This window comes from Pseudomonas mandelii, assembly GCF_024138395.1.
Taxonomy (GTDB): domain Bacteria; phylum Pseudomonadota; class Gammaproteobacteria; order Pseudomonadales; family Pseudomonadaceae; genus Aquipseudomonas; species Aquipseudomonas mandelii_E.
Genome location: NZ_JAMYDU010000025.1, coordinates 37,492 through 59,337 on the forward strand (window position 1 = coordinate 37,492; position 21,846 = coordinate 59,337).

Sequence of the window (21,846 nt, forward strand, 5' to 3'; positions counted from 1 at the left end):
ATGAACACGCTGAGCACTTTGGCCCCCAAGCACTTCAGGCAACCCGGTAACACCCCGACAGTCATGATCGTAGGCGCCGGCCCTATTGGCCTGTCCCTGGCAATCATGCTGAAAAAGTGGGGCGTCTCTTTTCGCATTATTGAAAAGAATGCCGGTCCCTCGACCGCTACCAAAGCGATGGCCATCCACTCCAGAACCCTGGAAATTTTTCGGGATCTGGGTGTTGCCGATCAAGCCATCAACGACGGGTTCACGATCAATCAATTTTCGGTGCAGTCGAACGCCAAACGGGTGCTGAACTACAACTTCTCCAACCTGGATGCTACCTATCCCCTGCTCCTCAGCCTGCCACAGCCGCAAACAGAGAAGATTCTGCTCGAGCGACTGAACACGTTGGGAGCCGATGTCGAGTGGAATACCGAGCTGGTCGATATAGAAAACCAGCCGGGATCAGTGCAGATGACGCTTCATCATGCGGACGGCAGCGACGAATCCTTTTCCAGTCGTTGGGTGGTCGCGTGCGACGGTGCTCGCAGCAACATCAGAAAACGCCTTGATATGACCTTCGAAGGATCGTCCTACGACCGATTCTTCATGCTCGCCGATGCCGACATCGAGTGGTCTGGAAGCAAGGATGAAGGCGCTTTCTTCCTCGGTGCACAGGACGGTTATGTGGCGGTCGCGCCGATCAGCGACCAATCCCGTTATCGACTTTTCATCGAGATGCCCTACAACCTGCCACCTGAAGGCGAGCGCCCGTCCTTGAGCCTGGAGAACTTTCAGCGGTTGTGCGAAGGACGCGGGCAAAAGATGACGCTGTCCAATATTTCATCGACCACCATCGCCTCTTTTCAACATCGCCGCGTGCAGTCGATGCAACAGGGCTCCGTGTTTCTGGTGGGCGACTCGGCGCATATTGGCAGCCCGATCGGTGGCCAATGGATGAACCTTGGGGTTTCCGAGGCCTATAACCTGGCGTGGAAAATGGCCTATGTCGATCAGGGCCTGGCGGATCAATCATTGCTGGAGAGCTACAACGACGAGCGCTACCCGGTCGCCCTGGAAGTCGAGAACACGGCACACCGACTGACCGGCCTGATTACCGTCAAGCACCGCGCCCTCGTCTGGCTGCGCGACAATGTTCTGCCACTGCTGAGCAACCGGCGCAAGGTTCAGCGCAAACTGCCTTCGATGATTTCCGGCCATCAGTACCACTACGGCAAAAGTGATTACATTCAAGAATCACTGACGAAAAAGCAGCGCAAGAACTGGAACAAAAAAGGCAAGAAATCCGAATTTCAGGCCTCTGTGCCTCGCGCAGGTCAACTGGCTCCCGATGTTGAGTTGTGGCAACTGCAAGGTATGCCACCAAAACATTTGATCGACTTGTTCCACGGAACTTTCACGCTGTTGATTTTCAGCGCAGCCGATCAGTTTTCTCCTTTGTTACCGGGCTATTACTCGCTGGCCGAGTCGGTGGAGAAGGATTACCCAGGCATCAAGGCTTATTGCGTTATTGATGCACTCAATAGCGCCGAGCTGCCTTCCTGGCACTCGACGTTGCTGGACCCCGATTGGCGGTTGCACAAGCGTTACCATGCCAAAGAGGGCACGTTGATGCTGATTCGCCCTGACGGCTACATCGCTTTCCAGGGGGCCGATGCAATGACGCTCTTCACTTATCTGAACGTAAGATCCGGGCTGCTCAAGGGCGCCAAAAAAACAACATCTTTCGAGATCGACGCAGTGCAACTCCAACTCTAAGTCTCTATATCGCTACTTCCAGTTTGGCTCATTGATTCACACAAGGCCCACTCGTGGGCCATGACTTTTGATTTCGTACTTATAGAAAACTAGACCGACTTTGGTTAGGAGAACCTCATGCGCTTCCAACTCAACGATGTTGTGCAGGAATTCATCGTGTCCAATGGAAAAATAGCTCATAGCTATTTCTCTCTTTCAGAAAAGATCATTGATTCACTTTGCGAATCCAATGTAGCAAAAGAATCTATATTGATGCGTGTGCTGGAGCAGGCCGAATCCGTCACCGCGCATTACTTCAATGCTCATCAACAAGTCCTCGAGGGCGTTTATGCCAATGGGATTGAAGCTCCCGTCGCTAAAAACCTTCCGGTGCTGGAGCCCGTACACTCGAACTCGGTAATACTGGCATCGGCACCTGTTGCTGAACAAATACCTGCACTGAGCTACGGGCAATGGTTGCGCAGTGAAATAAGCTCGGTCACAGGGTTCAAAAAGGAACAGATCGACTTCGATCAAAGTTTCGAGAGTCTGGGTATCGATTCTCTTGGGCTGGTCGATATTTTCGAATCCCTGGGCCAGCACTTTCCGGAAAAGAAAGAACTCACTTCGCAGCTCTTTAATGCCCCCACGCCTACCGCTTTGCTCGCGCGGCTTGAAGCCGATCCGCAGGCGCCTGCCGTGGATGTCGAAGCATGGGTAATTGAACAACTGGCGAATATCACCGGTTTTACCGTTGAGCAGATCGACCTGAAACAAAGCTATGAAAGCCTGGGCCTGGACTCCCTGGTACAGCTGGACTTTCTGGAGTCGGTCGTCGCCTTGTGGCCGCAACTCAAGGCCCACAGCACTGAGCTGGCCAACGCCAAGTTGCCACAGGAAACCATCGCCCTGATTAAAGCCGCCCTGGCCAGCCCCGAGTCGACATCAGCAACCCCCTCTGAAGTGCAATCACCTGCCACAACGGACGCTCACGGGCAGATGAGCGATCTGCTTTTCAACTCCCTGTCACCCCTGATCCCGGACGCCCCGCAGTCGATCGACATTGAGACGCCCTTTGCACAGTTGGGGCTCAACGGTTTCGCCCGAGAAGCGCTCTGCCAATCAATGGCGCAACAGTGCTCCGCCAGCGAGTTTGCCGGTGAAGCGCTGATGTCGCGTCGTACGCCGCAGGACGCCTTGGCGCTTCTGACAAGACTGAGCTGAGCACTGAGCCGCTGAAAAAAATGGCATGGAATCCGGGTGATCGAACAGATCACCCAGCATTTGGCAACCAGGAGACAGGGTATGAGTGGCGCGGTAACAACAGAGGGCGATTTTTGCTTCAGCGCAATGGCTGGCGAGTTTCCTGGGGCACCGTCAACGGATGCGCTTTGGCACTTGCTTTCGCAAGGGCAGATAGCGCCCATCCATTCGATGCTGACACGCTGGGAACTGAACAAGGCGTCGATCTATTCAGCAAAAACAGGTGAAAAGGATCGCGTTTACCTGGACAGTGCTTTTTGCCTGACCGATGACGTATCAATTCCTTCACGGCATGAAGGACGGCAAGTCGCCATCGGCAAGAAAGTACTCCAGGCGCTCCTCACCCAGCTTGCCGGACAAGGCTCGGCACTGATCAAGGAACGCACCGCCTTGGTGGTCGCGACGTCCTGGAGTGACGAGAGTTATTTCGTCATAGGCATGTCCGCGAAAGCCGATGCCCCAAGGAGCTCTTCATCCCCAGGCTATACGCCGGGTGAACAAGTGGCTGAGCTGGCAGCGGCGTTTGCCTTCGGTGGTCCGGCGTTATCGGTAGACACCGCCTGCAGTTCGTTCCCCTATGCAATCGATATGGCTCAAGCCTTGGTCAAGAGCGGACAGGCGGATAACGCGATTGTCATGGCATTGAACACCGTGCTGCCACCGGCGTTGTTCCTGGGGTTCTCGCAGTTGACCGCCTTTTCCTCCCGGGCCCAAATGCAGGCGTTCGGCCAGGACGCTGACGGCATTGTGCCGGGCGAATGTGCAGTCGCCTTTCTGGTCGAACCCCTATCCCAGGCCCTGATTGCGCAGCGCCGCCCCCTGGGGGTTTTGCGGGCATTGGGACTTTCCGCCGACGGCGCCGAAGGCTCCGTGTTTGCCCCTGGCAAACAGGCCCAGTACACGGCTTACCAGCGTGCCTATATTGGTCTTGATCCCAATGATGTGGATTACATCGAGACCCATGGCACCGGCACACCGCTGGGTGATGCGACAGAGCTGGGCTCGTTGAACAGCTTCTTTGCCCCACACCGCACAGACGGCAAAAAAATTACCATCGGTTCGATCAAGTCCGTCATTGGTCACCCACTGGCCGCCGCCGGAGGCGCTTCGCTCGCCAAGGCGTTGATGATCTTGCGGCACAAAGGTATTCCGCCTCAGCCCGACTACCGTCCCAGCGCAAAAGTCGACGAGACCTGCCTGAAGCTCGCCACAGAGCAGGTACAGCCCCTTGCTGATCGTCAGTCGGCAATCCGGATCGGCATCTCCAGTTTTGGTTTTGGTGGCGCCAATGCGCATCTGGTGGTGGATGAGTACATTCCCGACAGCCGCCCCGCCGCCAAGCTGGCCGGTCCTTTAACCACCCCCGGCGTGCTGATGCTGGACCTGGCCATTGTCGAGGCTGAAGCGGCGATCGGCAGTCATTGCTCATTGCAGTCATTCAAGCAACAGCTCGATCAGCCAGCAGCACCTTCAGTCATTTTCCCTTATGGGCGCTTCGTTGATTACACCGCGGCTCCAGCTCAGCCGTTACTGGGAAAATTCCTGGCGCAGGATCGCGTCATTGATATCGACGGTTTCGGCATGGGCCCCAAACCGCTGGCCCATGTCGATCCGTTCAAGCTGTTGATCACCGATCGCGTCAACCATTTACTGCGACGCCTGCCGGGTGTAGCCGGCTCATCCGGCACGGCGATGGTCATGTGCTGCAACATGGGTGGGGAACGCTTCAGCAATGCGTATAGCAGCGCTCACAACTTTTACGGCCGGGCTCAAGGCATGCCACCGGGCGTGGAGGTGGCGGACGTGGCAACCATGTTGCCGAATATGTTATCCGGCTACCCGGCGCAGATTTTTGACTTCAAGGGTTTCCATCAAACACTGGTCGGCACCCCAGGCTTGTTCTGGCAGACCTTGTTGGCATCGCAGCAATGGTTCAAGGAGGGCATTACCACGCTCTTGCTCGGTGCCGGGCGCTTTATCAGTGCTGAAATCGAGATCGAACGCGCCCGACATTCCGCCACCACGCAAGGTGAAGGACTGGGGCTGATTGCGCTGCGTCCTTATCAACCGGATTCCAGCGACAAACCTTTGCTGGTGATCCGCGCGGCGGTCCTCGCCCATGCCGCGAACTCGCTGGATGAGGCTTGCCAACTGCTGGGCAAAGAGCGCCGTCATTACCAGAACATTGAAGTCTGCGAGCTGCGGCCTGATGCGACTCCTGCAAGCGGATCACTGCAGGAGATGACCGGCTTTCTGGCAGAAGCCAGTGGTGTCGAAACCCTGCTGGCGGTGATGCTGAGTGCGTCGGCTCACACGGTGATCGAGGTGCGCGAAGCCGGCAAGGCAGTGATGTGGTTATTCACTGAAAAGCTTCAGGAATGGAGCCCGGCGGCCGAGCCCGCCCCTGCCATCAAGCATCCCTTCACGTTGCGTTTTGCTCACTCGGCTCCCCACGAACTGCAACAGGTCATCCCGCCTGCCCGTCCTGTCAGCGTTGTCCGTGAACCGCAAAACGACGGCGTCGACGTGCTGCAACTCAGCGACACGCTGACCAACACCCTGCTCTCCGGGCTGCGTGTCCGGGTTCGCGCGATGGAGAGCCTTTTTGCCCTGCACCGTGGCGCTGAAATCCAGCGCCCGGCGCACTGGCAACGTTGCCCGGAAAACATCGTGATCGCCAACGTCCAGCGCAGCCCCCAGTCACTGCACGCCCAGCTCGTGGTGAATGAAGCGCACCCTTATTTCTTCGATCACCCTCTTGATCACATCCCCGGCATTTTATTGCTTGAGGGCGTGTTGCAACTGATTGAACTCGCCATGCCCCCACTGAGCGGGCGAGTCGCCTATGTCAAAACCCTGACTATCAAGTTCCAGCAATACGTACAAAAGCAGGGTGTGATTGATCTGCATGTGGAACAAGGCCAAGACCCCCAGGTATTCAATGCGAAGGTGATGCAGGCCGGAAAGCTGATGTGCACCTGTGTCCTTGGGATGGCCTACAGCTCGGCGTTCGAGACATCGCCCGCCGGCGAGTTCACTGCCACTCGTTGCCGCGACAAGGCCCTGTTGCACAAGGCCAGAGAAGAAAACGTCATCGTCAGTGAGATGAGCGGCATTGCTCAGGGCTTGAGCGTGGACACGCTCAAGTTGCCGGATGAGCACTTCTTCCAGGAGGGCGACCCCGAGCACTATTCGATGGTGTATTTCCTCGAAGTCGCCCGCCAGTGCTACATGCAGATTGCCCACAGCTATCTGCGGATTCCACTCAACACCCCGATGAATCTGCTGGCCTTGAGTTTCACCCTGGATCGGCCAATCCCCAGGAACAGCCCGCTGTCATTGGCACCGCAAACCGGTTTTGACGCGCAGGATCAGCCATTCAAAACCAACCGTGTCTATATCGATCTGTTCAACCGGGGCGAAAAAATTGGCCAAGCCAATATTACGGCTCAAGTGCTGAGTCAATCCGCTCCCGCTGCCTGAGGCATTGAATTGATCTCCCTTTCCAGCATGACCGTGCCCTCAACAACCCAGGTGACGCCGTGAACGATGTCAAAGTGCAAGTCGTAGTCAAATCGCCGCCTTCAGAAATATGGAAGATCTGGAGCAATTTTTCCGAAGCGCCGTTATGGGATACCGACGTCAGCCATTGTGAACTCAATGGCCCGTTTCAATCGGGAACCCAAGGCAAATGCATCCTCAAAAATGGCCTGAACATGCCGCTGAAACTGGAAGAGGTGAGGATGCATGAAAGTTATCGGAACACGGCAAGACTGCTTTGGATCGACCTTGAGTTCGATCACCAGATGCGCAGGCTTTCCCCGAATGAAACCCATGTGATCCATACCGCCAAAATCGCTGGCCCCTTGAGTTTTTTATACCGTGGGCTGCTACGCAAAATGCTCACCGCAGCAATGAGCACCGCACTGGACAACCTGTGCGCGTTGGCTGAACAACGAGCGAATGCCATCAGCACCCAAAGGCTCGAAAAACCTGGAACACATTTGCACCGTGTATGAAATACCTCGGGAGGGAGCGTGTTGAACGCTCGCTTCCGAACCCTTCGCTTACTTATTGATAACGGCACACTTCGGACCGAGCATGAACCTACTAAAAAAACCTCAGTATCTCGTGATGGGCGTCATTGGCATGGGCTTTATCGCCCCAGAGTCCAGTTCCGCCGGCACGCTCGGCCCCTACATCAGTGTCATGGGCGGCCTGAACTGGGTTGCTCCGCAGGACCTTAACCAGAACAACCTCGATTTTGTCGAGATGGAGTTCAATCAACCGTTAGACTCCGGCTACGCCACGGGGTTGGCATTGGGCTGGCGATTTCCCATCGGGCTCAGACCTGAAGTGGAACTCAGCTACCGCAAAAACTCCCTGACCCAGTTCAATAACCGGGTCTACGAAGGCGGCGGGAGCATCGACGGCAAAGGCGAAGAGGAAGCCACCAGCCTGATGGCCAACCTCTGGTATGACGTCTTGAACCTGCCCGCCCCTTTCAGTCGGTTCACCCCCTACATTGGCGGCGGCCTGGGCTACACCACCCTGTCGGTCAGTGGCCTGGAAGCCGGCGGCGTGCAGTTCGGCGATACTCATCGCGACACCGTATCGGCCTACCAACTCGGCGCCGGGGTAAGTTTCGAACTCACCGATCAATGGTCCATGTCCCTGGATTATCGATACCTCAAAACTCGCGAGGCGCACTTCGGCGACATTCAAGGCCTGCCCCAAGGCGATGTGCGCACGGACTACAGCGCCCAGTCATTAATGCTCGGCCTGAATTTTTGGTTCTAAGCGGTTAACCGATCGGCGTCGAGCTGCCGAGACTGCATTCGGCTGTAGCAGCTGTAGCAGCTGTCGAGCCTGCGAGGCTGCGTTCGGCTGCGCAGCAGTCGTAAAACCAGAGATTGCGGTGCATCAGGCAGACCGCGCCAGCCGCATTCACGACTGCTGCGCAGCCGAACGCAGCCTCGCAGGCTCGACAGCTGCTACAGGCGAACGCAGGCTCGACTGCTGCTACAAAGAAAGCGTCGTCGCTGAAATCGCTTTACTGACCGGCATGGTAATGTCGCCCTAATCATGCCGATCCAGCATCGGCGGATTTCCTGTGGAGTTTACCCATGTCGCCCATCCTCTCCCGCTGGTTACCCGGCCTGCTGCTGACGGCAGCTTTGCCCATACTCGTCCACGCCCAGGACCCGAACCAGGCCGAAACGCCGGAATACGGTCCGCAACTTGAGGGCTTCGAGTACCCCTACACGGTCAAGCACTTCGCCTTTGAGTCCCAGGGCAAATCCCTGCAGATGGGTTACATGGACGTTGCCGCCCAAGGCAAGGTCAATGGACGCAGCGTGGTGCTGATGCACGGCAAGAACTTCTGCGGCGCAACCTGGGACAGCTCGATCAAGGCGCTGAGCGAGGCCGGTTACCGGGTCATCGCTCCCGACCAGATCGGCTTCTGCACTTCAAGCAAACCGGACCACTATCAATACAGTTTCCAGCAGCTGGCGGCTAACACCCAGCAACTGCTCAAGGCGCTGGGCATCCAGAAAGCCACCCTGCTCGGTCACTCTACCGGCGGCATGCTCGCCACGCGCTATGCACTGCAATACCCCGATCAAGTCGAACAACTGGCGCTGGTCAATCCCATCGGCCTGGAAGACTGGAAAGCCCTTGGCGTGCCCTATCTCACGGTTGATCAATGGTATGAGCGCGAGCTGAAAGTCACGGCGCAAGGTATCCACGATTACCAACGCAGTACCTATTACGATGGCCGCTGGAAGCCCGAGTTTGACCGTTGGGTGAACATGTACGCAGGCCTGGCCCAAGGGCCGGGTAAAACAGCGGTGGCTTGGAACTCGGCGCTGATTTACGACATGATCTTCACCCAACCGGTGTACTACGAGTTCAAGGACCTGAAAGTGCCGACCCTGCTACTGATCGGCACCTCCGACACCACGGCCATCAACAAGAACATCGCACCGCCCGAGGTCAAGGCGAAAATCGGTCGTTACGACGTACTCGGCAAGCAAGTGGCGAAACTGATTCCCCGGTCGACGCTGGTTGAATTCCCGGGCCTTGGCCACGCGCCGCAAATGGAAGAACCGGCGAAATTCCATCAGGCGTTGCTCGACTGGCTGAACAAAACCAATCCCGTTCCTTGATGAGGTAAGGCTGATGCAGATTGCGGTGATCGATGACTGGCAGGACGTGGCTCGCAACGTGGAGGACTGGTCGGTGCTGGACAGCATCGGTCAGGTGAGTTTTATCCATGACTACCCTGCCGACAACGAAACCCTGGCCGAACGGCTTGGCGCATTCGAAGTGATCTGCGTGATGCGCGAACGCACCCGGTTCGACGAAGACCTGCTGCGCCGCTTGCCCGCACTCAAACTGCTGGTCACCGGCGGCATGCGCAACGCCGCCCTGGACCTGAAAGCCGCCACCGCGCTGGGCATTCAGGTGTGCGGCACCGACAGTTACAAATATGCAGCCCCCGAGCTGACCTGGGCGCTGATCATGGCCGCGACCCGTAACCTGGTGGCCGAAGCCAACGCCTTGCGCGCAGGTTTTTGGCAACAAGGGTTGGGCGGCGACCTGCAGGGCAAAACCTTGGCGATCCTCGGTCTGGGCAGCATCGGTCAACGGGTTGCCCGGTTCGGCCAGGTATTCGGCATGCGGGTGATTGCCTGGAGCGAGAATCTGACCGCCGAACGGGCAGCCGAAGTCGACGTCACCTATGTCAGCAAGCAGGAACTGTTCGAGCAGGCCGATGTGTTGTCGGTCCATTTGGTGCTCAGCGAGCGCAGTCGAGGGCTGGTGGACGCTCAGGCACTGGACTGGATGAAACCCACGGCATGGCTGATCAATACCGCTCGCGGGCCGATTGTCGATGAGTCGGCGTTGATCAAGGCGCTTCAGAAAAAACGCCTGGCGGGTGCCGCGCTGGACGTGTTCGAGCACGAGCCGTTGCCCCACCATCATCCTTTCAGAACGCTGGACAATGTGCTGGCCACGCCTCATGTCGGGTATGTCAGCGGCAGAATTACCACCTGTTCTTTTCGCAGATGATCGAGGACATACAGGCCTGGGCGGCTGGGGAGCCGGTTCGGGTTCTCACCTAAAGACCGCGTTATCGTTCTTCGCGGGCAAGCCTCGCTCCTACAGGATTTGTGTCGTGCTCATTGCCGGCGTACGACACAAATCCTGTAGGAGCGAGGCTTGCCCGCGAAGAGGCCCTAAAACTCACCACACCTCCCCAAATTCTGCGCACCAATATGGCGCACACAATCTCCCATCACGCCCGATTATCGTGACTTCCCGGTCCCGATTTGAACCACCCTCGAACACAGACCTGCCCTTCGTCGGTGCAATCTTCCCCACAAAGCCTCGTGTTTGTAGGCTCCTCCTAACCGATTGTCGAACAATTTACCCACTTGACCATCCCCGCTCTGGGTTCTGGCCTAGACTCCTTTTCGCGGAGTAAAACCGGCTGGTCATTCGGTGAAAATAATCGAAACTTTCGGCGCTGGCCTCGTGTCAGGTTAAAGGTAGGGCCACAGCGACTGGTGCATTCCTTGCAACAGCCACTTCACCCATTCTGCTTCAGCGCATGGGCAGCACTTGCTCACCGATGCGTAGCGCGTTTGCGCCCGGCCACAGGATTTGGCCACGAACACCGTTTGTGCCAGACCTAGAATTAGATCAACAACACGGGAGATTCATATGATCAGTGCGGCTTTAGACATTCAGGGAGAACGTGCTCATCAGCAGGTCGGGGAAACGAGCACCGTCGGTATCCTCAGCGCCAAATCGGTCAACGCGCCGATCCCCAAGCCACTGGCACCGGTAGTCAGTCAGAATCCCAATAAAAAGAAAGTTCTGTTCGTGACGTCGGAAATTGCCGATCTGGTGAAGACCGGAGGTCTTGGCGACGTTTCCGCCGCACTGCCGCGAGCCATGGCGCATCTGCATGATGTGCGTGTGCTGATCCCCGGTTATCCGCAAGTGATGAACAGCGAGAACCCGATTCATATCATCGGTGAACTGGGCGGGCACGCAGCGTTGCCGCCCTGCAAGATCGGGCGCATGGACATGCCCGACGGCCTGGTCATTTACGTGTTGATCTGCCCTGAATTGTACGAGCGCGAAGGTTCGCCCTACGGCGCCAACAACGGCCGCGACTGGCCCGACAACCATATTCGTTTCGCCCGCCTCGGCCTCGCTGCAGCCGATATCGCCGCCAATCTCGCCCAAATTCACTGGTGCCCGGACCTGGTGCACGCCCATGACTGGCCGGCGGGCCTGGCTCCCGCCTATATGCACTGGCGTGGCCAACGCACCCCGACCCTGTTCACCATCCACAACCTGGCGTACCAAGGCGTTACCAGCCTCGGCTCGTGCCCCGAACTCGGTATCCCCCTGCATGCCTTGCAACAGGAAGGCATGGAATTTTACGGCAAGATGTCGTTCCTCAAGGCCGGCATGGCCTACGCAAGCCACATCACCACGGTCAGCGCGACCTATGCCCAGGAAATCACCACGCCGGCCTTCGGCTGCGGGCTCGACGGTTTTCTCGCCGCCAAGACCCAGCAAGGGCTGCTCAGCGGGATTCCCAATGGCATCGATGAAAGCTGGGACGCGGCCACCGATCCGCACCTGTTCCACCCGTTCGGCATCGGCGACTGGGACGGTAAAGCGGTGAATGCCGCGCACGTTCGCAGGCTGTTCGACCTCGAAGACTCCGAAGGTCCGCTGTTCGCCGTGGTCTCGCGACTGGTCTACCAGAAAGGCCTGGACCTGACCGAAGCGGTGGCCGATTACATTGTTGCCAACGGCGGGCAGATCGCGATCATCGGCCGTGGCGAACCGGAAGAAGAACAAGCCATGCGTGAACTGGCGTTGCGCTTCCCCGGGCAAATCGGCGTGCGCATCGGCTTCAATGAAACCGACGCCCGCAGGATGTTTGCCGGCAGTGATTTCCTGCTGATGCCTTCGCGTTATGAGCCTTGCGGCTTGAGCCAGATGTACGCCCAGCGCTTCGGTTCGTTGCCGGTGGCCCGCAATACCGGCGGTCTGGCGGACACCATTGAAAATGGCGTGACCGGTTTTCTCTTCGACGAATCCACGGTGGAAAGTTATCGCGAAGCCCTGAGCCGCGCATTCAAGGTGTTCGCCTTCCCCGGTCTGCTCAACGCCATGCGTTGCCGGGCCATGGCGGCGCCTTTCAACTGGTGCAAGGCCGTCGAACCCTACGCCGAACTCTACGAACAACTGGTGGCTAAAGCGCTGGGAAAATCGGGCAAACAGTAAGAGGCTTTCAACGATGCCGTTACGGACCCTTGAGACCTGGCCCCACGGCGCAATCATGCTGGACGCAGAACACACGCGTTTTGCCTTGTGGGCGCCAGATGCGTTTTTCGTCAGTCTCGAACTGGAAGATGGACACTCCCTGCCGCTGTTGCCTCAGGCCGATGGCTGGTTTGTAATCAAGACCCGCTGCCGCGCCGGTACCCGCTACCGCTACAACATCGATGGCGAGCTTACGGTGCCAGACCCGGCCTCCCGCGCCCAGGCGGGCGATATCGACAGCCACAGCATGGTGGTCGATCCCCTCGCCTATCGGTGGCAACAGAGCGCGTGGCAGGGTCGGCCGTGGAATGAGGCGGTGATCTACGAACTGCACGTCGGTGCACTCGGCGGCTTCAGCGAGGTCGAGCAGCACTTGGCGCACCTGGTCGAACTGGGTATCACCGCCATCGAACTGATGCCGCTGGCGCAATTCCCCGGCGAGCGTAACTGGGGCTATGACGGGGTTTTGCTTTACGCGCCCCAAGCTTCCTACGGTTCGCCCGAACAACTCAAACACCTGATCGACACGGCCCACGGCCATGGTTTGGCGGTGATTCTCGACGTGGTCTACAACCACTTCGGCCCGGACGGCAATTACCTGCATCGCTACGCCAAAGGCTTTTTCCGCGAAGACAAACATACCCCGTGGGGTGCGGCGATCGACTTCCGGCGGCGCGAGGTGCGCGACTTCTTTATCGACAATGCACTGATGTGGTTGCTGGAATACCGCTTCGACGGTCTGCGCCTGGACGCAGTGCATGCCATCGAAGACCCGGACTTTCTTCAAGAGTTGGCGCAACGGGTGCGGCGGCAAACCGATCCGGCGCGGCACGTGTGGCTCGTGGCGGAAAACGAGCACAACCAGGCCAGCCTGCTGGGGCAAGGTTTCGACGCGCAGTGGAACGACGATGGCCATAACGCCCTGCACGTTCTGCTCACGGGTGAAACCGACGCCTATTACGCCGACTATGCCGAGCAGCCCACCGAAAAGCTCGCCCGCTGCCTGGGCCAGGGCTTTGTGTTTCAGGGCCACATCACCCGCCACGGAACACCGCGCGGTGAGCCGAGCGGTCACTTGCCGCCCACGGCTTTCGTGCTTTTTCTGCAGAACCACGACCAGATCGGCAACCGCGCCTTTGGCGAGCGCCTGCATCAACTGGCCCATCCTGATGCCCTTTACGCCGCCACCGCGTTGCTGCTGTTGTCGCCGATGATCCCGCTGATGTTCATGGGCGACGAATTCGCCGCCGAGCAACCGTTCCTGTTTTTCACCAGCCACCACGGTGAATTGGCGGAACTGGTGCGCGAAGGACGACGCAATGAGTTCGCGGCGTTCAGCGCCTTCGCCGACCCGCACAAACGCGAGCAGATTCCCGACCCGAACGCGACGCAGACCTTCGAAGCTTCACGGCCGACACTGACCGCCAGCCGCCAATCACCGATTTATGACCTGTATCGCCAACTGCTGCAGATCCGCCATCGACACATCATCCCGCACCTGCCCGGCGCCAATGCCCTGGGCGCGCAGGTACTGGCCGAGGGCGCGGTGACGGCGCGCTGGCGGCTGGGCAATGGCAGTCAGTTGCGCATTGACCTGAACCTCAGCGATGCGCCCGTGGTCCACACCCCACAGGCCGACGCGACATTGCTGTTCGAACACCCGCCACAATCGGCCGGTCTGTTGAATCAGGGCACACTTGCCCCGTATTGCGCGCTCGTCAGCCTCACGGCCGCAGCCCCTTTGCTACCCCCGGATGGAGAGCGCCCATGAGCAATGCGCAACTGGAAATACTGGCTAACCGAGCAGGCCTGGCCGTCGACTGGATCGACGCCAATGGCCGTCCACAGAAAGTGACCCCGGCGGTGTTGCGCTCGGTGCTCAGCGGACTTGGCCATCCCGCCAATACCGCCCAGGAGATCGACGCCAGCCTGCTGCAATTGCAGGAAGTGCAACAAACCCGGCACCTGCCGCCGCTGCTGACTTGCGACGTGGGCGTCGGCCTTGACCTGGCCCACTACTTCGAACCGCAAACCCCGTGTGAAATCCATCTCGAAGACGGCTCACGGATTAACGTGAAGCTCGATGACAACGCTGTGTTGCCCGGCCTGGTGCCGGTGGGTTATCAGCACGTCAGCATCGAGGATCAATCCTTCACCCTGGCGGTGGCACCCCAGCGCTGCTACAGCGTCGGCGATGCCGTTGACAGTCAAAACCCGCGTGCCTGGGGCCTGAGCGTGCAGTTGTACTCGCTGCGCCGTCCCGGCGATGGCGGTTTCGGCGATACCCAGGCCCTCGAAGATCTGGCCCGGGTGGCTGGCGAACGGGGTGCCGAAGCGTTGGCGATCAGCCCGCTACACGCGATGTTCAGCGGCGACACCCAGCGTTACAGCCCTTACTCGCCCTCCAGCCGTTTGTTCCTCAACAGCCTGTACGCGGCGCCCGGTGCGATTCTCGGTGAACGTGCCCTGCGCACCGCGATCGACGCCACCGGTCTTGCCGCTGATCTCAAGCACCTCGAGGCATTGCCACTGATCGACTGGCCCGCCGCCGCCGAAGCCAAGCACCGCTTGCTCGAAGCCTTGTACGAAGGGTTCACCCACGGTGAACATCCCTTGCACCCAGACTTCAGCAGTTTCCGCCATGCCGGTGGCGAAGCGCTGGAAAATCATTGCCGCTTCGAAGCGATCCAGGAGGCCCGTTCGCGGCGCGGTGAAAGCCTCGACTGGCGCGAGTGGCCCGAACAATGGCGTGACCCGCGCAGCACCGCTCTGGCGCATTTTGCCGAAGAAAACTCGACTCGCATCGGCTACTACGCGTTCTGCCAATGGCTGATTGCGCGCAGCCTGGAGCGCGCTCAGACCGCCGCTCGCAGTTCCGGCATGGGCATTGGCCTGATCGCCGACCTGGCGGTGGGCGCCGATGGTGGCGGCAGCCAGGCCTGGAGTCGCCAGGACGAATTGCTCGCCTCACTGACCGTGGGTGCGCCACCGGACATCCTCAACCGTTCCGGCCAGGGCTGGGGCATTTCCGCGTTCTCCCCCGAAGGTCTGGTGCGTAACGGCTTTCGCGCATTCATCGAAATGCTGCGGGCCAACTTCGCCCATGCCGGTGGCCTGCGCATCGATCACGTCATGGGCCTGCAACGGCTTTGGGTGATCCCCAACGACGCGCCACCTAGCGACGGAGCCTACCTTTATTACCCGGTGGACGACCTGTTGCGCCTGCTGACCCTCGAATCCCATCGGCATCAGGCCATTGTCCTCGGCGAAGACCTCGGCACCGTGCCCGAGGGGCTGCGTGAGAAACTTATCGCGCGCTCGATTCTCGGCATGCGCGTGCTGCTGTTCGAACAGGACAATACTCACTTCAAGTCGATTCTCGAATGGCCGGACAACGCCCTGGCAACCACCAGCACCCATGACTTGCCGACGCTCAATGGCTGGTGGCATGGCCGCGATATCGACTGGAGCGCGCGCTTGAATCTGGTCGACGCCCCGGGTGAAATCGAATGGCGCCAGCATCGTGAGCGCGAGCGCGAAGGCTTGCGCCGTGTGCTGAGCCAGGACCCGCAGAATTTCCGTGAAGAGTCCCACGAAACCGATCAGGTACTCGACGCCGCGATCCGGTTCCTCGGCCATACCCGCGCGCCGCTGGTATTGCTGCCCATGGAAGATGCCTTGGGTATCGAACAGCAGGCCAACCTGCCCGGCACCACCGACACCCATCCCAACTGGTCGCGCAGGCTGCCCGGCGTCAGCGAAGCCTTGCTCGACGACCCGGACGCCGCCCGACGCCTGGAACTGCTCGCCTGTGCGCGACTTCAGGCGGCCGAGCGTGACCAATGAATCAACCGTTCATCCAACCGCTGCGGGCGACTCTGCGGCTGCAATTTCATAAAGGGTTCACTCTGGATCAGGCGGTGCCGCTGGTGCCGTACTTCGCCAGTCTGGGCATCAGCCACGTCTATGCCTCGCCGCTGCTCGCCGCCCGCGCAGGTTCCATGCATGGCTACGACGTGGTGGACCCGACCACGGTCAACCCTGAACTGGGCGGCGAAGCTGCCTTGCGTCGTTTGGTCGGTGCGTTGCGCGAACAGAACATGGGGCTGATCCTCGACATTGTCTCCAACCATATGGCCGTCGGCGGTAGCGACAACCCTTGGTGGCTCGATTTGCTGGAATGGGGGCGACTAAGCCCTTACGGCGAATTCTTCGACATTCAATGGCACTCGCCCGACCCGTTGATGGAAGGCCAATTGCTGCTGCCGTTTTTGGGCAGTGATTACGGCATCGCCTTGCAGGACGGCACCCTGCCCTTGCGTTTCGATGCCCGGCGCGGCGCCTTTTATGTCGAGCACTACGAACATCACTTCCCAATTTGCCCCACAGACTACGGCGAACTGCTCAAGGCCGATGATCAATTGAATGCCGAGCAGGTCGAGCAACTCAAATCCCTGGCAGACCGATTCAATACCTTGAGTTATCAGACCGACGTTTACAACCTGGCGATTCCGCTGAAAACGGAACTGCATGAACTCGCCAGCGATCCGGCCATTCTTCACGCCATCGAGCACACGCTCGGCACCTACGACTCGCTCACCCCCGAAGGTTTCCAGCGTCTGCATAACCTGCTGGAGCGCCAGAGTTATCGCCTGGCCAGTTGGCGCACCGCGGCGGACGACATCAACTGGCGGCGCTTTTTCGATATCAACGAACTCGGCGGCCTGCGGGTCGAACGCCCGGCGGTGTTCGAGGCGACCCATGCAAAAATCTTCGAACTGGTGGCCGAAGGTCTTGTCGACGGGCTGCGCATCGATCACATCGATGGCCTCGCCGACCCGCGTGGTTACTGCCGCAAATTGCGCCGCCGAGTCGCTAGCCTGGCACCGCAGCGGCACCTGCCGATCTACGTTGAAAAGATCCTCGGCGCCGGCGAAACCCTGCACCGTGACTGGTCTGTCGATGGCAGCACCGGTTACGAATTCATGAACCAGTTGTCGTTGCTGCAACACGACCCCGAAGGCGCCCAGTCCTTGGGTGAACTCTGGAGCCGGCACAGCGAGCGGCCCGCCGATTTTCGTCAGGAAGCACAACTGGCGCGCCAGCAGATTCTCAACGGCTCCCTCGCCGGGGACTTCGAAAGTGTCGCCCACGCGTTGTTGCAAGTGGCCCGGGACAACCTGATGACCCGGGACCTGACCCTCGGCGCAATCCGTCGGGCCTTGCAGGAACTGATCGTGCACTTCCCCGTGTACCGCACTTACATCAGCGCGCTGGGCCGCGCCGCTCAGGACGAAGTGTTTTTCCAGCAGGCCATGGACGGTGCCCGGCAAACCCTTGGCGAGGCGGACTGGCCAGTGCTCGATTGCCTGGCTCGCTGGCTCGGTGGCCAGCCCTGGTGCAAGCTCCCGGTGGGACGCCCACGCAAACTGCTCAAGCATGCGTGCGTGCGCTTCCAGCAACTGACTTCACCGGCGGCGGCCAAGGCAGTGGAAGACACCGCGCTTTATCGCTCAGCGGTGCTGCTGTCGCGCAACGATGTCGGCTACAACACCGAGCAGTTCAGTGCCCCGGTGGCGGACTTCCATGCTGCCTGCGTCAATCGCCTCGCCGAATTCCCCGACAACCTGCTCGCCACCGCGACCCACGACCACAAACGCGGCGAAGACACCCGCGCGCGGCTGGCGGTGTTGAGCGAGCGTAGCGCTTGGTACGCCGAACAGGTCGAACACTGGCAAACCCTGGCCGATGAATTGCGCATCGAACCCGGCGCGCCTTCGGCGGGCGACGAGCTGATTCTTTATCAAGCGATCCTCGGCAGCTGGCCGCTGGAGCTGCGCAGCAATGATCAGGTGGCGCTCCAGGACTATGCCAAACGCCTCTGGCAGTGGCAACGCAAAGCCCTGCGCGAAGCCAAGTTGCAAAGCAGCTGGAGCGCGCCAAACGAGGGGTATGAACAGGCCATCCATGGGTTTCTCGAACGCCTGCTGCTCAGCCCCGAAGGCGAGCGGCTGCGCGCGGCCATCGGTGCGGCGGCGCAGAGCATCGCCGCACCGGGCGCGTTGAATGGTTTGGCGCAAACCTTGCTGCGAATGACCGTGCCGGGGGTACCGGATCTTTATCAGGGCAACGAGTTCTGGGACTTCACGCTGGTCGATCCGGACAATCGCCGGCCGGTGGATTACACCAGCCGTCAGCAGGCCATGCACCTACGGTTGGACCTGCCCGATCTGTTGGCGAACTGGCGTGACGGGCGTATCAAGCAAACCCTGATCGCCCAAGCGTTAAACCGGCGTGCCGAGCATGCCGAGGTGTTTCAAAAAGGGACGTATCAAGCCTTGGAAATCCTCGGCAGCCAGGCTCACCGGGTACTGGCATTTGTTCGCGAATGGCAGGAAAAGCGGGCTATCGTGATAGTACCGATACGTTGTGCCGAACTGCTGGAAGACAGTGCCGAACCACAGGTTGAAGCGCCGCTTTGGGGCGATACACGAGTCAAATTGCCGTTTGCCACCGCTGAAGAAAATCTGAAGGGACTTTTCGCAAGCGTCGCAGTCACAAAACACAGGGAACTGATGGTCAGCGCCGCGCTGGGGGATTTCCCGGTCAATCTCTTTATCCAAACTACCCAAGCTTGAGTTCAGTTCAGGAGCATTGCGATGAGTACCGACGATAAACGCATCCGCGAATTTGCCTATCAAATCTGGGAATCCGAAGGAAAACCCGAGGGTCAGGAAGAGCGCCATTGGGAGATGGCCCGCAAACTGGCCGAAGCTGAAGCCCAAGCCAAAGCGCTGGCGCCCGGCAAATCATCGAAAACGACTGGTAGCAAAAGCCTCGGCGCCAAGTCCACGGTCGGCAAGCCCGACGGCAAGCTCAATGCCAAAGGCGTCGAACCCAAAACCAGGGCCAAAGCCAAACCCTCTGCTTCGACAGTGACCCCGCTTGGCGAAAAAAACGTCGAGAAAAAGCCACGCGCCGCGCGTAAACCGCCAACGACCTGACGCGTTTATCGCCTTGCCTCGCTTGATTTGTGGCGTATCCCGCGCCACCGAGGGCGCGCTCGCCCTCATAAAAAACCAGAGCCACGGTTCATCGCAGTCGAGTACCGTCACCCCATGCAGGAGCATCTATGAGCAGCCCAAAGAAAACCGCGCCCGAACCTCGTGCCGAGGCCTCGCGAATCCGTGAAGGCTTGCCCTTCCCGCTAGGCGCGACCTGGGATGGCCTGGGGGTCAATTTCGCGCTGTTTTCGGCTAACGCGACCAAGGTTGAACTGTGCATCTTCGACGATGCCGGCGAGGTGGAACTGGAGCGTATCGAGTTACCGGAATACACCGACGAGATCTACCACGGCTACTTGCCCGACGCCCATCCCGGGTTGATCTACGGTTATCGCGTCTACGGTCCGTACGACCCGGCCAACGGCCACCGCTTCAACCCCAACAAACTGCTGATCGACCCCTATGCCAAACAATTGGTCGGCCAATTGAAATGGTCCGAAGCGTTGTTCGGGTTCACCATCGGCCACCCCGACGCCGACCTCAGTTTCGATGAACGAGACAGCGCTCCCTTCGTCCCCAAATGCAAAGTGATCGACCCGGCCCATACCTGGGGCCACGACCACAGGGTCAGTGTGCCGTGGGACAAAACCATCATTTATGAGACACACGTACGCGGTATCAGCATGCGTCACCCCGCCGTTCCCGAGAACCTGCGCGGCACCTTCGCCGGGTTGATGGTCGATGACGTGCTGGAACATATCCGCAAGCTCGGCGTGTCGACCGTGGAATTGCTGCCGATTCATGCCTTCGTCAATGACCAGCATCTGTTGCACAAAGGCATGACCAATTACTGGGGTTACAACAGCATCGCGTTCTTTGCCCCGGACCCGCGCTACCTGGCCAGCGGTAAGATCGCCGAGTTCAAGGAGATGGTTGCGCACCTGCACGAGGCCAATCTGGAAGTCATCCTCGACGTGGTCTACAACCATACCGCCGAGGGCAACGAACAAGGCCCGACCCTGTCGATGCGCGGCATCGACAACGCCTCCTACTACCGTTTGATGCCCGACGACAAGCGTTACTACATCAACGATTCCGGGACCGGCAACACCCTGGACCTGAGTCACCCGTGTGTGCTGCAAATGGTCACCGACTCCCTGCGTTACTGGGCCACGGAAATGCACGTAGACGGTTTCCGCTTCGATCTGGCGACCATCCTCGGCCGCTACCATGACGGCTTCGACGAGCGTCACAGCTTCCTCGTGGCCTGCCGTCAAGACCCGGTGCTGCGCCAGGTGAAGATGATTTCCGAACCGTGGGACTGTGGCCCCGGCGGCTATCAGGTCGGGAATTTCCCGCCGGGCTGGGTCGAATGGAACGACAAATTCCGCGACACCGTGCGCGCGTTCTGGAAAGGCGACGACGGCCAGCTCGCCGACTTCGCCAGCCGCATGACCGCCTCCGGCGAGATGTTCAACCAGCGTGGGCGCCGACCGTATGCCTCGCTGAACTTCATCACTGCCCATGACGGTTTCACCCTCAACGACCTGGTGTCGTACAACGACAAGCACAACGAAGCCAACGACGAGAACAATCAGGACGGCAGCAACAACAACTTGTCCTGGAACCACGGTGTCGAAGGTCCCACCGACGATCCCGAGATCAATGCGCTGCGCCAGCGGCAGATGCGCAACTTCTTCGCCACGCTGCTGCTGTCCCAGGGCACGCCGATGCTGGTGGCCGGCGATGAGTTCGCCCGCACCCAGGAAGGCAACAACAATGCTTACTGTCAGGACAGCGAGATCGGTTGGGTCAATTGGGACCTGAGCGAAGACGGCAAGGCCTTGCTCAAGTTCGTCAAACGCCTGATCAAATTGCGCCTGGCCTATCCGATCCTGCGTCGCGGGCGCTTCCTGGTGGGCAATTACAACGAAGACATCGGCGTCAAAGACGTGACCTGGCTAGCCCCGGACGGCAGCGAAATGTCCACCGAACAATGGGAGGAAGGTCACGGTCGTTGCCTGGGCATGCTGCTCGATGGCCGCGCCCAGGAAACCGGCATTCGCCGCAAGGGCGCCGACGCGACCCTGCTGCTGGTGGTCAACGCCCACCACGACATCGTCAACTTCCTGCTGCCGGAAGTGCCTGACGGCCGTTTCTGGACGTGCATGATCGATACCAATCAACCCTCGATTCGTGGCCAGGAGCGTTTCGAGTTCGGTCACGAATATTCGGTCACCGGCCGTTCGCTGCTGCTGTTCGAGTTGCAGCGCGAAGAAGACGAGTAAAGCCCCCTGTAGGAGCGAGGCTTGCCCGCGAAGGCGCTTTGCCAGTCGATATCATCGTTATCTGACACACCGCTTTCGCGGGCAAGCCTCGCTCCTACAGGGATTGCGCTTGCCTTCGAAGGTATCTGTGATTATTTGCGACCCCTGACACAGCTTGGATTAAAAAATCCGTATCAGACCAAAGGCTGAGG

Annotated in this window: 12 protein-coding genes and 1 pseudogene; all 13 read left to right on the forward strand. The window is 59.3% G+C overall.

Translation table 11 applies throughout. The features are described 5' to 3' along the window. The 13 genes and pseudogenes from NHU87_RS24420 to glgX all read left to right on the forward strand — a co-directional run bounded on the left by NHU87_RS24420 (position 1) and on the right by glgX (position 21,655). Positions 1 to 1,764, forward strand: a complete 1,764-nt coding sequence (locus tag NHU87_RS24420) for an FAD-dependent monooxygenase (RefSeq protein WP_253553093.1) — start codon at positions 1 to 3, stop codon at positions 1,762 to 1,764. Between the two features lie 117 nt (positions 1,765 to 1,881). Then, positions 1,882 to 2,967 carry an acyl carrier protein gene (locus NHU87_RS24425; protein ID WP_253553094.1) on the forward strand — a complete coding sequence of 362 codons (1,086 nt, stop codon included), beginning with the start codon at positions 1,882 to 1,884 and terminating at the stop codon, positions 2,965 to 2,967. A gap of 81 nt (positions 2,968 to 3,048) precedes the next feature. Continuing rightward, positions 3,049 to 6,489: a beta-ketoacyl synthase N-terminal-like domain-containing protein gene (locus NHU87_RS24430; RefSeq protein ID WP_253553096.1), complete on the forward strand. Its 3,441-nt coding sequence runs from the start codon at positions 3,049 to 3,051 to the stop codon at positions 6,487 to 6,489. Positions 6,490 to 6,548: 59 nt separating this feature from the next. Continuing rightward, on the forward strand, positions 6,549 to 7,025 hold the full coding sequence (locus tag NHU87_RS24435; RefSeq protein ID WP_253553097.1) for an SRPBCC family protein: 477 nt from the start codon (positions 6,549 to 6,551) through the stop codon (positions 7,023 to 7,025). 82 nt (positions 7,026 to 7,107) lie between these two features. After that, complete coding sequence (locus NHU87_RS24440; protein ID WP_253553098.1) at positions 7,108 to 7,806, forward strand: outer membrane protein; 699 nt, start codon at positions 7,108 to 7,110, stop codon at positions 7,804 to 7,806. A gap of 326 nt (positions 7,807 to 8,132) precedes the next feature. After that, positions 8,133 to 9,176, forward strand: a complete 1,044-nt coding sequence (locus tag NHU87_RS24445; protein ID WP_253553099.1) for an alpha/beta fold hydrolase — start codon at positions 8,133 to 8,135, stop codon at positions 9,174 to 9,176. A 13-nt stretch (positions 9,177 to 9,189) separates the two neighbouring features. After that, positions 9,190 to 10,136 (forward strand): annotated as a pseudogene (locus NHU87_RS24450) (D-2-hydroxyacid dehydrogenase family protein). A gap of 601 nt (positions 10,137 to 10,737) precedes the next feature. Then, complete coding sequence (gene glgA / locus NHU87_RS24455) at positions 10,738 to 12,324, forward strand: glycogen synthase GlgA (RefSeq protein ID WP_253553100.1); 1,587 nt, start codon at positions 10,738 to 10,740, stop codon at positions 12,322 to 12,324. A 13-nt stretch (positions 12,325 to 12,337) separates the two neighbouring features. After that, positions 12,338 to 14,134, forward strand: a complete 1,797-nt coding sequence (gene treZ / locus NHU87_RS24460; protein WP_253553101.1) for a malto-oligosyltrehalose trehalohydrolase — start codon at positions 12,338 to 12,340, stop codon at positions 14,132 to 14,134. After that, positions 14,131 to 16,209 (forward strand): 4-alpha-glucanotransferase, encoded by a 2,079-nt coding sequence (gene malQ / locus NHU87_RS24465; protein ID WP_253553103.1) that lies wholly within the window; start codon positions 14,131 to 14,133, stop codon positions 16,207 to 16,209. Before treZ ends, malQ begins: the two co-directional genes overlap by 4 nt. Further along, a complete protein-coding gene (locus NHU87_RS24470; protein ID WP_253553105.1) occupies positions 16,206 to 19,001 on the forward strand; it encodes a malto-oligosyltrehalose synthase in 2,796 nt (931 codons plus the stop codon). The genes malQ and NHU87_RS24470 overlap by 4 nt, the downstream gene beginning before the upstream one ends. Positions 19,002 to 19,022: 21 nt before the next feature. Then, entirely contained in the window at positions 19,023 to 19,367 is a 345-nt protein-coding gene (locus NHU87_RS24475; protein WP_253553107.1) for a DUF2934 domain-containing protein, read from the forward strand. Positions 19,368 to 19,495: 128 nt separating this feature from the next. Further along, positions 19,496 to 21,655, forward strand: coding sequence for a glycogen debranching protein GlgX (glgX, locus tag NHU87_RS24480; RefSeq protein ID WP_253553110.1), 2,160 nt, complete (start codon positions 19,496 to 19,498; stop codon positions 21,653 to 21,655). The last annotated feature ends 191 nt before the right edge of the window (positions 21,656 to 21,846 follow it).

What these genes read in the sequence shown, in the direction of transcription:
- NHU87_RS24420 (WP_253553093.1), top strand. Translation starts at nt 1, where the DNA reads ATGAACACGCTGAGCACTTTGGCCCCCAAGCACTTCAGGCAACCCGGT.
- NHU87_RS24425 (WP_253553094.1), top strand. Translation starts at nt 1,882, where the DNA reads ATGCGCTTCCAACTCAACGATGTTGTGCAGGAATTCATCGTGTCCAAT.
- NHU87_RS24430 (WP_253553096.1), top strand. Translation starts at nt 3,049, where the DNA reads ATGAGTGGCGCGGTAACAACAGAGGGCGATTTTTGCTTCAGCGCAATG.
- NHU87_RS24440 (WP_253553098.1), top strand. Translation starts at nt 7,108, where the DNA reads ATGAACCTACTAAAAAAACCTCAGTATCTCGTGATGGGCGTCATTGGC.
- NHU87_RS24445 (WP_253553099.1), top strand. Translation starts at nt 8,133, where the DNA reads ATGTCGCCCATCCTCTCCCGCTGGTTACCCGGCCTGCTGCTGACGGCA.
- glgA (WP_253553100.1), top strand. Translation starts at nt 10,738, where the DNA reads ATGATCAGTGCGGCTTTAGACATTCAGGGAGAACGTGCTCATCAGCAG.
- treZ (WP_253553101.1), top strand. Translation starts at nt 12,338, where the DNA reads ATGCCGTTACGGACCCTTGAGACCTGGCCCCACGGCGCAATCATGCTG.
- malQ (WP_253553103.1), top strand. Translation starts at nt 14,131, where the DNA reads ATGAGCAATGCGCAACTGGAAATACTGGCTAACCGAGCAGGCCTGGCC.
- NHU87_RS24470 (WP_253553105.1), top strand. Translation starts at nt 16,206, where the DNA reads ATGAATCAACCGTTCATCCAACCGCTGCGGGCGACTCTGCGGCTGCAA.
- NHU87_RS24475 (WP_253553107.1), top strand. Translation starts at nt 19,023, where the DNA reads ATGAGTACCGACGATAAACGCATCCGCGAATTTGCCTATCAAATCTGG.
- glgX (WP_253553110.1), top strand. Translation starts at nt 19,496, where the DNA reads ATGAGCAGCCCAAAGAAAACCGCGCCCGAACCTCGTGCCGAGGCCTCG.